At 28.6% G+C, this 14,403-nt stretch carries 15 protein-coding genes; all 15 read left to right on the forward strand.

Going from position 1 to position 14,403, the window contains the following annotated elements; genetic code table 11:
• Nucleotides 1–1,003, forward strand: a 1,003-nt coding sequence (locus QZZ51_RS13140; RefSeq protein ID WP_291870403.1) for a hypothetical protein, incomplete at its 5' end; no start/stop codon positions are given.
• A gap of 1,334 nt (nucleotides 1,004–2,337) precedes the next feature.
• Entirely contained in the window at nucleotides 2,338–3,012 is a 675-nt protein-coding gene (locus QZZ51_RS13145) for an SH3 domain-containing protein (protein WP_291870405.1), read from the forward strand.
• Complete coding sequence (locus tag QZZ51_RS13150) at nucleotides 3,009–4,583, forward strand: AraC family transcriptional regulator (RefSeq protein ID WP_291870408.1); 1,575 nt, start codon at nucleotides 3,009–3,011, stop codon at nucleotides 4,581–4,583. The genes QZZ51_RS13145 and QZZ51_RS13150 overlap by 4 nt, the downstream gene beginning before the upstream one ends.
• Nucleotides 4,584–4,681: 98 nt before the next feature.
• Complete coding sequence (locus QZZ51_RS13155) at nucleotides 4,682–5,221, forward strand: hypothetical protein (protein ID WP_291870410.1); 540 nt, start codon at nucleotides 4,682–4,684, stop codon at nucleotides 5,219–5,221.
• 10 nt (nucleotides 5,222–5,231) lie between these two features.
• Nucleotides 5,232–5,762 carry a hypothetical protein gene (locus QZZ51_RS13160; protein ID WP_291870413.1) on the forward strand — a complete coding sequence of 177 codons (531 nt, stop codon included), beginning with the start codon at nucleotides 5,232–5,234 and terminating at the stop codon, nucleotides 5,760–5,762.
• Nucleotides 5,759–6,055, forward strand: a complete 297-nt coding sequence (locus QZZ51_RS13165) for a hypothetical protein (RefSeq protein ID WP_291870415.1) — start codon at nucleotides 5,759–5,761, stop codon at nucleotides 6,053–6,055. Before QZZ51_RS13160 ends, QZZ51_RS13165 begins: the two co-directional genes overlap by 4 nt.
• A gap of 138 nt (nucleotides 6,056–6,193) precedes the next feature.
• A complete protein-coding gene (locus QZZ51_RS13170; RefSeq protein WP_291870418.1) occupies nucleotides 6,194–7,858 on the forward strand; it encodes a DUF6493 family protein in 1,665 nt (554 codons plus the stop codon).
• A 112-nt stretch (nucleotides 7,859–7,970) separates the two neighbouring features.
• Nucleotides 7,971–8,618, forward strand: coding sequence for a rhodanese-like domain-containing protein (locus QZZ51_RS13175; protein WP_291870420.1), 648 nt, complete (start codon nucleotides 7,971–7,973; stop codon nucleotides 8,616–8,618).
• 115 nt (nucleotides 8,619–8,733) lie between these two features.
• Complete coding sequence (locus QZZ51_RS13180; RefSeq protein WP_291870422.1) at nucleotides 8,734–9,447, forward strand: hypothetical protein; 714 nt, start codon at nucleotides 8,734–8,736, stop codon at nucleotides 9,445–9,447.
• 147 nt (nucleotides 9,448–9,594) lie between these two features.
• Nucleotides 9,595–10,164, forward strand: coding sequence for a hypothetical protein (locus QZZ51_RS13185; protein ID WP_291870424.1), 570 nt, complete (start codon nucleotides 9,595–9,597; stop codon nucleotides 10,162–10,164).
• A gap of 348 nt (nucleotides 10,165–10,512) precedes the next feature.
• Nucleotides 10,513–11,094, forward strand: a complete 582-nt coding sequence (locus tag QZZ51_RS13190) for a hypothetical protein (RefSeq protein WP_291870426.1) — start codon at nucleotides 10,513–10,515, stop codon at nucleotides 11,092–11,094.
• Nucleotides 11,095–11,139: 45 nt separating this feature from the next.
• Nucleotides 11,140–11,796, forward strand: a complete 657-nt coding sequence (locus QZZ51_RS13195) for a hypothetical protein (protein ID WP_291870428.1) — start codon at nucleotides 11,140–11,142, stop codon at nucleotides 11,794–11,796.
• A 55-nt stretch (nucleotides 11,797–11,851) separates the two neighbouring features.
• On the forward strand, nucleotides 11,852–12,937 hold the full coding sequence (locus QZZ51_RS13200) for a hypothetical protein (RefSeq protein WP_291870430.1): 1,086 nt from the start codon (nucleotides 11,852–11,854) through the stop codon (nucleotides 12,935–12,937).
• A 326-nt stretch (nucleotides 12,938–13,263) separates the two neighbouring features.
• Nucleotides 13,264–13,950, forward strand: a complete 687-nt coding sequence (locus QZZ51_RS13205; protein WP_291870432.1) for a YiiX family permuted papain-like enzyme — start codon at nucleotides 13,264–13,266, stop codon at nucleotides 13,948–13,950.
• Between the two features lie 10 nt (nucleotides 13,951–13,960).
• Nucleotides 13,961–14,403, forward strand: a 443-nt coding sequence (locus tag QZZ51_RS13210) for a hypothetical protein (protein ID WP_291870434.1), incomplete at its 3' end; no start/stop codon positions are given.

The raw sequence follows: 14,403 nt of genomic DNA on the forward strand, positions 1-14,403 counted from the left end.
TACCTTATCTGTAGTTAATATCACCAATTCAATTTTGGTGATGAAACCTGAAATAATTGCCTATAATTTTGTTGTTTTCAAAGTGGTAAAAACGGCAAAAAAGAATAGAGATTGGGTTATAATGAATAATTGGTTAGTAAAAATAGATTCGGAAAAACTAAAAAACGATAGTGAGGTTAAGGGCAACTGGACAGATAAGGAGCTATGGTTTTATTATAAAGCAGTTGGTTTAATAGCTGTAGGAGATTTTGAGAAGGGTTTGGGATTTATAAATAATGTCAAAGGTGAATTTAGAAGTAAATCAAAGTTTTTTGATAGGTTATCTGCAAAGGCGCAAATAGCTCAACAAAACCTTGAAAGTGGAGAAAAAATCTATGAAAAACTCACACGCAATGATAGAGTAGATTGGTGGATTTTACATGAATATGGTAAGCTGCTTATAAAAAATGACAAGGCTATTGAAGGGTTTAAAATGCTAGTGCGCGCAGCTATTGCTCCAGGGCCATTGGTTAATAAAATTTCATTAATTTATGATTTAGCTGAAGAATTTGAGAAACAAAACAAATTGAAAGAGACATTATTTCATTTACTTTTAGTTAAGCTTATAAGAGAGGAAAACAGATGGTTTGTTTCAGATCAGCTAAAAAAAAGAACAGATAAATTAAAAGAGACTATTGAACATGTTAACGTCTCAAATAAAGTAAAAGACATTTTTAAAGCATGTAAGGATATATGGCGTGATTTAGGAGTTGGAAAAGGAGTAAACAATTCACGTAAAATTATGAATTCTAAAATACTTAATGGTTTTGTCAAGCTTGGAGACCCAACAAAGCCATTTTGTTTTATAAAATCAGGAAAAGAATCATTTTTTTGTAGTAAAAGTGAACTTCCTAAATCCATTAATGAAGGTCAGCGTATAAATTTTCAATTAATTAAAGCATTTGATAAAAAAAAGAATAAGGAATCAGTAAAGGCTACAAATATCTCAATAGTAAAAGATTAATTTGTGGCCTAAGAGAATTTTGGCAAAACAATAGGCGAGGGGAGCGGCCATATTTTAGGGGGCTGGTTACCAGTTTTTTAATAGTTAAAAAGGTTCTTAAGCCGTAGTAGAGCAATCTTAAGAGTTAGAATGGATTCTAAAATATAGCGATTGAGCCGTACATTGTTTCCAAAATTATCTGTAAGCCTTTATTTTTTTGTTTCTTTTTTATCAAGAAAAAAAGATAAATAAAAACCTTAATGGTTACTATGTTGAAATTCTATTTGACATAATTTTAGAGGTACTTAAAGAAAAGCTTAAAACAAGACATGCGGTTAGTAAGTGTACAGAAATTTATTTTTATTAAATTTAGTACTCTTACGACAAGTTGACGAGAATGTCGCAGAAAAAATCTTGCATATATCTCCTCGAATACTCAAATTTTCAATGAATCTAAAAGGTTAGCTTTTAAATGACGTTGGCAAGTGGCTGGAATTTAAAAAGCAATCGAGAGTTTGTCAACGGCTATTTTACATAACGACTAATTATAGCTTACAAACGAGAATTCCCCTATAAGCTACAAACTGACCTTTTTGTACTATAATTTATCTTATGTTTAGTAAGGCTCATTAATATTATTATAATTTGTATCTTTATGTCTATAAAGACAAATACATTTTGTTTTTAAATAGCTCTTTTTGACTTTAGTGTGCAATTCGGTGAATCATACTTGAGAAATAGTGTTTAATGTGTTGTAATACAGTGGTTTGAAGAATTTAAATTCATTCTGTCATCCCGACGAACCTATGCAGGTTAAACTAAAACACTGTTAATTGTATGATTATCAGTGTTTTTTTGTTTTATATGATGTTGTTTGATATCATATAAAATCAACTAAAAGGTGTGTAATTAGGTATATACTTTCTTCACAGAATTGTCGTAATTTTAAGGAGCTTTTAAGAGCAATCTGACTTTTGTTTTTAAAACCGTTCAGAAATTAGCCTTAAAAGGAGTGTAATATTCAAAAATTGGGATGCTACTAAAAATAGAGGTAATACCCATAAAATAAGGTGTGTATTACTAACATTGCGTAGCGTGTTACCCTCTTGCTTTACAACACTTCGTAATGTAAACATACTTTAGATAGAGACTTTTGCGATAGTAGATGTTTATAGTTAGTAATGCTCTATTTGGTAAAAATCCTCAATAACTATGTTATATATTAGCATTCTTAATAAAGAAATAAGTATAACTTAGCCAAAGTATAACTAAAAAATCATAAGAGGAATTTCATGTAATTAAAGAGTATAGAAAAATCCTTTTTAAGATTAAGAAACTAATTTGTAGTTTAATATATGAAGCACATAATAACAGGTATTCTTCTGATTAGTCTCATTTCAAAATCAATAGGGCAAGTTGCCACTATTGAAGATAAAGATGGCTATACAAATGTGAGAGAAGAACCAAACGCAAAATCGAAGATAGTATATCAAATCAAAAAAGGAGAGGTGTTTTGGTTTGCAGAAGAAGATTATTATTCAAAAGAGATTGATTGGATTCAAGTAGAGATATCTAAAAATAACTATTCATTAGAGTGTGGTTCGCTTGATGGTTTACAAGGGTTTGTTCATAAAAGTAAGCTTAAACCACTCAATAAAAAAGAAAAATATTTAGGAGATGAATTCGTTTTTGAATATGTAACAAAACCTTTTACAGAAAGCAATAAAATAATTGATTATCAAGGACAATGGATTAGTACAATTAACGGCTTGCATCCTTGGGGAGTAACCAATGAAAACCCAGAGATAGAAATAGAAAAAATAAGCCTAACCCTAAACGGTAATAAAATAGAAGTTTCGGATATTTTAATAAGCGATATTTACGAATGTAATAATCAATTTAATATATATAAAACCGAAGACACCTATTTTGTACATCAACAAAATGGTAAAGATTCTGGAGCCTATGAAATTGTATGGGTTATTTCAGAAAACAAAATTAAACAACGCCTTATAAGGGAAGTACAATGATAAGGTGCTATTTTTTTTTAATCCTTATTTTTTCTTGTTATACTTTAGAAGCACAAGACTCTATTGCTAGAATAAAGGCTATAGATTACGCTAAAAAATCTGAAATCTTCTATAAAAAAGGAGATAACGAAAAGCATAAATTATATACCGACTCGCTTTTACATATTTCTGAAAAACATAAATTGTATGACTTAGAGTTACTTGCTATAATGAACCAAGGTATTTATTATAAAAATACCAATCAATTAAAAAAAGCATTAAGCACCTATTTAGTAGTTTTAAAAAAATGTAAAACAGTACCTAATAGTGAAAAAAATAAAATAATGACGATGGTAAATATGGGAAATATTTACAATCGTATTAAGGATGCTGATAAAGCAATACATATTTTTAAAAAAGCATTGCCATTAATTGAAAAGTACCCTAATAACAGTTATATAAAAGCTGGCGTTTACTCAGGTTTAGGAAAAGCAAACACTCTTTTAGACAATGTAGACACCTCGTTAAAATATCAATATAAATTAAAATATCTTGGTGATTCTTTGCAAAACATCTATTTACAGGTTACGGCACTTACAGATATTAGCGATTTGCTCAATAAAAAAAAGGACTATATAAACGGATTAAAAACAGGAAAACAAGCATTACAGCTTAACAGTACTTTTAACGATTCTATTTTACAGAAAGATTTGATTCTACTAAATATTGGTTTGTCTTATAAAGGTTTAGAAAAAACGAACATTGCCAAAACGTATTTTAACAATGCAAAAAGAGTAGCCATTGGTAAAAAAAATGATAAAATAGAAATGCAAACTGAAAAGTCTTTAGCAGAAATTTATGAGCAATTAAAAGATTTTGAAGCCTCTCAAAAATCACAAAAACGATATTTAGAACTAAACCTTAAATATGTAGAAGACCAAAAAGAAACAGCTGTTTTAGACGTTGAAAAAGAAGCAGAAAAAAAGATAAAAATAGCAAAGGATGAAAATAAAAAAAGAACATATATCTTAAGTGCTAGTTTTATTATATTACTAATTGTTTCAGGCGGGTTTTCGCTATCTCATAGAAAAAGGAAACAACAAATTATTAAACAAAATAAATTATTACAAGAAGATTATAAATGGTTACGAAGTAAAAATGCATCTTTAAAAGAAAATATCCAACAACTTTATAAAGAAAAAAGTAATAAAGAAGACAGCTCTAAAAAGTATAAAAATTCTTCTTTAAAAAAACAAGATAGAGAGCTGTACATGAATCGTGTTTTGGAATATATGGAGCAAGAAAAACCATATTTAGATTTTGACTTAACACAAGCTGAATTAGCTAAAAATTTAGAGATAAATACCCACCACTTATCAGAAGTACTAACACTATCCTTTGAGCAAAATTTTTATAACTTCATTAATATTTACAGAATAGATAATGCTCAAAAAATGTTAAAAAATCCTGAATTTAAAAATTACAAAATTGAAGCTATTGCGTACGATTCTGGTTTTAAAAGCAAGGCTTCATTTAATAGGGTGTTTAAAAATACAATAGGTAAAACACCTTCTGAGTTTAGAAAAAGCTAGATATTTTTTAAAAAGAAATAGAACAAGTATCACATAAGTGAGTGATACTTTTTTAAGAGATGTGATTTGTAGATTTGTGGTTATATAAAACCAATACAATGCAAAAAACAATCTATCTATTCCTTTTAGTATCATTAAGTCTCTCTTTTACAAGTTGTAATAACGATGATGATACTACACAAGCAGCTTTAGACACCAATGTAATTGGCATTTATAAAGTAAACTCTATAAAAAGTGACACTAATCTTAGAACAGGAGGACTTATTGGTGCAGGATCTGAGCTTATATCTTATTTTACTTGTGGTGAAATTACCTTAGAAATAAAATCAGATTTCACTTTTATATGGAATGCTCAAAAAATAGATCAAACTTATGATGATGCCACAGGTTTTTATTCCGATTTGCAATGTACCGTATTAACCGTAAATGGGACTGTTACAGCAACGACAGACGCCTCTATTTCATTACAATTCACATATAATAATACACAAGAAACCGCTGTTTTTAATTTAGTCAATGACACTTGGCAATACCAATCTACACAAGATGTATTTTTTCAAGGACACGCTACCAATACAAATGAAGGAGATATGCTTTTTCCTAAAGCCATTCTTACTATGGTTTATGAAAAACTTTAGCGAGTAAATTATGACCACAATTTCAATAGCAGATAAACTAAATTTCATTTTTGAATCGTTTAAAAAGAACGCTGCTATTTTTTTATTTACCATACCATTTATTCTGGCAGGTTCAATTGTAGTTTATTTTGCAACACAAGCAGATGAACCTTTTGGGATGTATGTCTTCGGAATAACATTTATAGCAGTACCCTTACTTATAATTTTATACACTTTTCCATCTAGCTTTATGTATTATTACGAACAAGCAATAGCCAAAAAGTATGGTTACTATACAAAAGCCACTATTATTGATAAGGAAATAGAAGATGTATCTTACACTAGAACAGATGGTGGTAGCGTTATAACCATTAAAAATTACAATTACATTATTACCTATGTTTTTGATTATAAAAGTGTAACGTATTCCAATAGTTTTTCAGTAGAAGATAAGACCGTTTTTGATGACTTAAAATTGAAGAGTTTAATTCCTATAAAATTTTTAAGAACAGCACCCGGAAAAGCAACTGTTTTAATAAGAAATTTAACTAAAAAAAAATGATACGATTTTTAAAAATCAGTACCGTTATTATATTGATTTTATTGTTCATAGCAACGCTTGTTATGCTCATGTTTCAAAATATGGTTTCGCTAATTGCTATGCCTACAGGTATTCTTTTTGTGTATTATTTAGTTGTTTTCTTTCTAATATCATTTTTAAAAGAGCGGCGTTCTAATCAGGTTTTGTCAATAATTGTTTGGCTATTATTTTTAGTGCCCTTGTTGTGGTTACTAGTAGACCCTTACAGCTTGTTTGAGTTAATGATGCCAAAAATAAATTTAGATATGAAATAAGCCATAACAAATTTTGATACCAACCGAAATCACAGATTCATGGATACCTTTAAAAAATAAATAAAAACCAATGAACAATATGTTTAATGGCGAATTACATCTGACCGATGAAAAACAATAAAATAACCATTTAGAAAAATGACCAGAACAGAATTAAAAAAGCAATTAAAGGCTAGTGAAGAAATAATTGAGCAATTTATCCAATTATCAGCTGTTCAACAACAAGACTTAAAGTCATGCATAATAGAGTTATTTACCAGAAAGAACACCATGTTTCAAAAACAGCAATTACTACTTTGCGGATTGGTATCGTTTTCATTAAAAGAATATATAGCAAATTTTAAAAGTTTACCAGAGTTTTATTTTACCGAAAAGCAGTACCAAAAATATCGCCCAGAGTGGTTTCAAGAGTATTTAGATGGCTATTTAAAAAATAAAAACACTTTAAAGTTTAAAGTAATCGCAGATTTAATTAATAGCTACAACTATACGTTTAAAGACCATTTAATACTCCGTAAACTTATACATTTAGACACGCAATATAAAATAGAACCTAAAGAAGTATTCGAAACTACTATTGTTACTTTATTAACTAACTATCCTAAATTTTCAAAAACGCACCTCTATTTATTATTTACCGAAGAGGCTGAAAATTATTTAGAAGATGGGCAAAGTAGGTCGTTATATCAAAATTTTTATATAGATATAGATAGTTGGGTTAAAATTATTTATAAACTTTATGAAACAATTCAGCTAGATAGAATTAAGCTGATAAAAACTTGTTTACTAACACCTTTAAAAGACCTAAGAGCTAATACACGAGTTTGGTTTTTTAAATTATTTACTAAATTACAACCTACTCAAAAAGAGTTGAAACAGATAGAGAAAGAAGTGTTTACTCTTTATGAGGTAAAAAATTTAGAGCTATTAAAATCTGTTTTTTCGCAACCCGAATTAGATACGAATTTATTAAAAGAATTTTTTGCGCCAGAATTACGCTACACTATTGATAAAAATTTAGATTCCAAAAAGATAGTACATCACAACAAGCTACCAATATTTAAAGGTTTTACCACGGTTGAAGCAAAATGCGAAATACTACAAGCCATTACAACCTTAAATAAGCATAGTAAAAACGCATACATACCTTTAGTGAAATCAGCTAAAAACGAATATTCTATACATTCTAAACTTGGTGGATTACCCTATTTATTAGAAGAAGATGATTACCCTAAATGCACAAACTGTGGTAAACATTTACAATTATTAGTGCAATTAAATTTAGAAGATATACCTAAAAGTATAGAAAGAGGATTGATACAATTATTTTATTGTACAAACCCAAATACAAATTGCGAGTCTAAAGCAGTATCAAAAGAGGTAACAACAAGCCTTTGTAAAAAGGTTGAAATCAAAGGGAATTCGGAAAGAAAACAGCTAAACCACGAAGATATTTTCCCAGAAAAAAGAATTATACAATTTATTGAGTTTGTAGATTATCCACATAGTGAAGATTATAAACAACTAGGCATTGAACTAAAAGTACCTGATGTTATTTATGATTATATGATGGCACATAATATTGGTGCAACCAACGCAAATGATAAGTTATTTGGCTACCCGCATTGGTTACAAAGTTCAGAATACGCACACAATCAAAAATTAGATGCTAATTCGCAATTAGTATTTCAATTGGCTTCAAAAGATAATTTATCCATGCAGTTTGGTGATGCTGGAATTGGATATTTACTAAAGACTCCTATTGCAGAAAATGAAGTACTATTTACTTGGCAATGCTACTAAATTTTAAAATATGATTTTAGATAGAATAATCATTTTAAAATAATTATTTTCTGAAAATCAATGGTTTATAGATATTATAATTTATAAGATAGCAATGGAAAATAGTCTAAATATGAAAAAAACACTACTAATAATCACATTCTTATTTATTGGCATCATTGTAATTTCGCAAAGCCTAAAAAAACAAGCAAAAGAAAAAATGGATATAGAAAAAACGTACCCCAAATCTTTTACGAGTTATAACGATTTTAAAAACCTAGTACAATTCGTAGAAATACACAGAGAAAAACGACTAATTAATTTAGACACTTTCTTAAAAATGAGTAAAGAAGAAAATGTATTTGTTTTAGATACTCGTTCAGAGTTTCGCTATAAAAGAAAGCATTTAAAAGGGGCTATTCATTTAAGTTTTAGTGATTTTACGCAAGAAAACCTTAGGAAAATACTACCATTAAATACAAATACTAAAATATTAATTTATTGTAATAATAATTTTAATGGAGACCAAATTGATTTAGCATCAAAAATGTCAATTCCAAACGTATTAAATGATTCTCTATTAAAACCAAAAGAGATTGAAACACAAATACTATCTAACCAAAAACCAATAATGCTGGCCTTAAACATACCAACTTACATTAACCTATATGGTTATGGATACAGAAATATTTATGAGTTAGACGAGTTGGTAGATGTTAATGATTCTAGAATAGTATTTGAAGGGACAAAAGTAAAAACTTCTACAACTAATAAAGAATGACAAAAATATACGAATAGTAGTAAGCATTTTAACAACTGCTTTTTTTGTGTAAAAAATTGAAAAAAGTAGTTATATAAACACGTTGTGTATAATTTGAGAAACCACCCAAAAGAATATGAATTTAGATACAGAAATTATAAAAGCAATTGATTATTCTGATAATGAAGACTATCAAAAAGCAATTGATATTTGCACAGGTATAGTAAATTCAAATCCGAACTATGACAGAGCATATTTTGAAAGAGCTATGGCATATTTGAATATTGATAAGGATAATTTAGCTATTGTTGATTTTAAAAAATTATTGGAGTTAAGCCCAGAATATCCTGGTGCTAAAGATTGGTATTCGCGGACTTTATCTGGACTTGGTGATTTAAAGTCAAGTGCCGATTTGAAACTCTCTGAATTAAGAGACAATCCTGATGGAAAATATGGTATGGGAATTTCACCTCAAAGTTGGGCTGAATGTGCTGAAAGTTATTATAAAGCTGGAGACATAGAAAAAGCAGAAGAAATTTTAACTGAATACTTTGATGTTAAAATTTCAAAAGTTGATAAATATGTTAGTTATGAAACTGCACCAAGAAGAATTTTAACTAAAATTTTAATTGATACTGGAAGAATTCAACAAGCTCTAAAAGAATCAACTATAGCAATGGAAAGTAATCATAAAGTTCCTGTAGATTATGAATTATTTATCGAGTCTTTGATATTAAACGAACAAATAGAGAAAGCAGATAAAGAAATTGAATCCTATGTTGACGAAATACAAGGTGGATATGAAAACGATAATATTCTTCGGCTGAAAACATTAATCGAAAGAAAATAAAAACTACACACAACAATGACTATAAGTAATTGCTTGTTATCGCTTACTTTGGAAATTCCGCAGGAATTTCCAACTTGGTGTGTACTTGCAACGTTTAATTCTAAACCACGCAACTACTCATAGCCTAACCGTTAACAGTAACTTTGAATGACCGACGAAATTTATTATACCGCATTAGAGATTTATGATTCCCAAACTGGGGACGAATTTAGTTGGGAAAAATATATTAAATGGTCAAAATTGACTCAGCTGAAAGAATTGGTCTCTTTAGATGGGCTTTTGAACGGACTTGCATTTAAACCTGATTTTGATTCTAAAGATGATTGGAATTATATAGTAACTGATGGAGAAATGATTACTCTGTTTTTCAACTCAATAGATTATGTTCTCGGGAAAGTTAAAGGACTAAATTATTTTAATCTTTTGGCTGTAATTAAAGAACCAAATAAAGAAAAAGCGGAGTTAGAAACTGATTTTGAATTTGTCGGTTATGACCTAATTGAAAGAGGAGGAGACATTAGTGCGTTAACGAATTGTGGAGGATTTGACGAAACGTTCTTGCCAACCGACTTGAATGAATATGGACTGATTTCTGATATTGATAAAGCGAAAAAAATTCAAATGGAATTGCCAATTAATAATCCTGCTGAACATCACGCTGATTGTTACTTGTATGAAGTTTGGAGACATAAAAAAATCGGAAGAAAAACTGCATAGAACAACGTGTGCAGACACAAGACCGTTGTATACCATAAAAAATGAATACAGAAACTGAAATATATTTAAAAGTGTAATTTATGTAACAAATCACATAAGTACGAGTATTCTGACGCTAAATACAATGCAATTGAAGTGGAGAGGATAGCTACTAACAAGGATTTTAGGTTGGTTAAGAAAATAAGTAGTACGCTATATTTTTACTGATATTAAAAAGTTAGGAAATGTCATTTTTCAATATTCTAAAAATGGGTAGGGAAGGGAAAGATATAAAATTGATTGATAAAAAGTTTAAATCACTTCATAAACAAGTTGGCAGTAATTTTAACACAAACGAGAATTAAACAGATGATAACAAAGTTTTGGATAGAAGAAAAAAGTCCTAATCAGTTTTATAAAGAATTTTTAGAACAAAAAAAGAACAACCTAACACTTTGGTCTGTTTTTGCCAATTACAGCCCAAATTATAGAAATCAAAATCAAAGAGATTTAGATAAAGAAGGTATGGATGAGTTCGATTATCCAAGAATAAATTTGGCTTACTCTAATACATTTTTTGGTTTTGATGATGCAGGAGATTTATCCTACGAACAAGAAGAAGAATTAGCAAACAAAAAATTTGAACAGTACAAAAACGAAATTTCTGAATTATTAAAGCAAAAATCTGATGATGAATTAAGTCCCAAATTAGATTATAGAAAATTAGATGCCAATGAAAATTTAGAAAATATTTATTGGGATGCCATGGCAGAAAATCCTTTTATGCACGAATTTGAAGGTAATTTTGCTGTCTGGAAAAAGAAAGAAAAAATATTATTTCTTTCTATGACTAAAGAAGATAGAGAACTGCCCTATGAAATAAATTTGGGAGGACTAACTACAAAAAAATATAATGAGATATTGAATGAGTTTAATAAAATAACAGGATAAAAAACTACTACTTTTTATAGACAAAACCTTTGTATACCATAAAAAATGAATACAGAAACTGAAATGTATTTAAAGTGTAATTTATGTGACAAATCACATAAGTACGAGTATTCTGATGCTAAATACAATGCAATTGAAGTAGAGTGGATAGCTACTAATAAGGATTTTTACCTATTGCATTTAGAGCCAATAATTGGTAAAGAATATAGTATAAAACTTAATCCTCCATTAACATTAAAAATGAACAATCCTTTTTGGGCAGTTTACCAGAACCCAAGCTCAAGCCTAAATGGTATAGAAAATGAACAAGACATAAAAGAAATTCGATTTTGTAAGTGTTTAACGAGCGGAATAATAGATTTGAGTTATGAACGAGCTTCAATTAAAGTTATAGTTCTTGATAGTAAGAAAATAGAAGAATTAAACAGTGAACACAAACCTGATATTCAATGGAAAAAATTGATAGATGAAGGAGATTCTTTTAATAGATATGGTTCCATAGAAAATTTCAGTTCATACGCTTATTTAACGGTAAATATTGAGTCTGATTTAGGTATACATGCCATAGTTAAAAAAGAAAATTACAGGAGTTATATTGTAGCGATTAATCAATGGGATTTTCATTTAAACGAATGGATTTTGTGTAAAATTCCATTGAATAAGCAAGAAGAAGAAAGGTATGGTATAAAATACGATGTATAATCATTTGTTTACGGGTTTTACCCTAGGAAAATCATAAAATAAGCTAAATAAAAAAATGAAAATATTACTGCTAAGTTTGCTTTTTACCATTTCAAATTGTAAAACAAATACGAATAAAATGTACAATAATAATATTCAGAAAAATTTTGGAGAATTTATAATGATGCCTGAGTATGAAGAAGCATCATTTAATTTAGATTTTAAAAAAAACGAAATAAAAATACAGCAAGGTATGCAAAAAACGACTATTCCTTTGCAACAAATAATTAATTATGAAGATTATTACGCAGCCCCAAAAGGAAGAATACTAGAAAAAAGCAAAACAAAAATTATTCATATTTCAAAAAATGTATTTAATAATAACGATAGCATAGAAGTGCTTATTCAGGCAGCTTTTATAGGTTCTAAAAAAGAAAAAGATGCCTCTTTTGTTCTAGATTTTTTACTAAATGAAAGTGGAGAGGTACAACTTCTTGGTTCTACTTATGTAAAAACTGGTCAGGGCTCAAATCCTGTTTTTGCAATAATTGACGGTAAAGCATTTTATGGCATCTACGATAATAGATATTTAGGGGATTATCTGAATCCACATCAAAAATTAAATGCGATACCACACATTACAAATTCCGAATTCACAAACGGATTTATTGTTTATAAACATAATAGTTGGGAATATACTAAACAACAAAATATTCCCATTGAAGAGACCATAAAAAGTAAGCAAACTTTTATTAATAAGCTAATTGGCAATAAAGATGAATCACTTACAATAAACCATTCCATACAATATTACGATATAGATTATAACCCAACAAGTATAGAAAAGGTGAAGGTGAAAATGGTGGCTACCTATAATGATTTGTATTATAACCTAAATGGTATTAGAAATTTGATGGAAGGTTTAGGCGATTGCAATTCTAGTAAAATAATACCCATATTAATGGATTATTTAGCTGATGACCGAAGTTTAGATTTACCTGCAGACGACTATGGTAATACCACAGTTAGTCTAATTGCAGAAAATGCACTATTAAACATTTTAACTAACAACCCAAAGCTGTTAGTTAACTATAACAAAACATATATTGATTCTAAATTGTTGACTAAATGGTGGACAAGCAACAAACATTTGTATAAATAGGATTAATAGCGCAACAAAAATGAAAGAATTATTCTGTCTACTATTTCTCATTTTAATAATCCGCATATATTTATAAAGAAACAGGCGAACGTATCACAGAGTTTACAATTAACCACTAGAATATAGTATTTACAACGGAATAGTACAAAAATATGAAACACTTAATAAATGCAATGTTTCCGAAATTTCTGAAAGTTATGTGTTAATAGAAAATTCAAATTTTGATAGTGATATAATTACCGTTCAATGGAAATACAAAAGTATTCTATCATTTTTTTTAAGGTACACATAAATAAACAGGTTATAATAGAATAAACCCATTGAAAATGAAAAAAATAATTACTTATAAATATTTAATATTTGGAGCAGTACTAATTATAATTTTCATCTATTTAAGAGTTGTAAAATACCCATTAACAAACCCAGTTGAGCAAAAGGATCTAAGAACAGAAAAAATACAATTAAAACAAAAAATAAAAAATGGAGACATTATTTTTCAAACTTCAAAATCGAGTCAAAGTAAAGCAATACAATTAGCTACAAATTCAAAGTATAGTCATGTAGGTATCATTTATAAATATGATAATTCTTTCTTTGTCTATGAGGCAGTTCAACCCGTAAAATTAACACCTATTGTTCAATGGATAAACCGTGGTATAGATAAACATTATGTAGTTAAACGATTGAAAAACTCAGAGGAGGTTTTAACGCCAAAAATTATAAAAAACATGAAACTTTATGGTAATACCTTTAAAGGAAAAAATTATGATTTGTACTTTGAATGGTCCAACGAAAAAATGTATTGTTCTGAACTTGTTTGGAAAATATATAAGGAAAATACAGGTATTGAAATTGGGGAATTAGAAAAATTATCAGACTTTGATTTATCAAATAAAATAGTGAAGCAAAAAATGAAAGAACGCTATGGAAAAAACATACCGTTAAATGAAAAAGTTATTTCACCCGCAGCAATGTTTAACTCTAAAAATCTTGTAACGATACACGAGGATTAAAAGAGAAAAAATGAACAAAACAGCTTATGTAGTTATTGGATTATTAATGGTGGTAATTATGGCAGCATTTTACATATATCACCATATTAAAAAGGAGTTAACTGAATCACTCAAAAAGAAAAAAATAGACCTAAAAAAGCCTTTAGGTATAGATGTTTGGTGTAAAAAGAAACCCAATATAGCCCTATATTTAAAAGAATTATTTCCTGAAACACATTTTTTTGAGTGGAACTTTATTTCAGAAAAACACCAAAACATAGACATTAACAACCCAAAACATAGCATCTATTCTATAGGAGATTATAGTAAAGAAAAAGCACTCTATCCGTATGAATTACGTTTGGATAACCTTAGTAGAAGAGATTGGGACTATCTGCCTATTTATAAATTATGTAAACATATTGCTAAAACTGAAAATAACCGCTGTATTATATTTTTTGGAAAGAGAGAAGG

Source organism: Maribacter sp., assembly GCF_016744255.1.
Lineage (GTDB): Bacteria > Bacteroidota > Bacteroidia > Flavobacteriales > Flavobacteriaceae > Maribacter_B.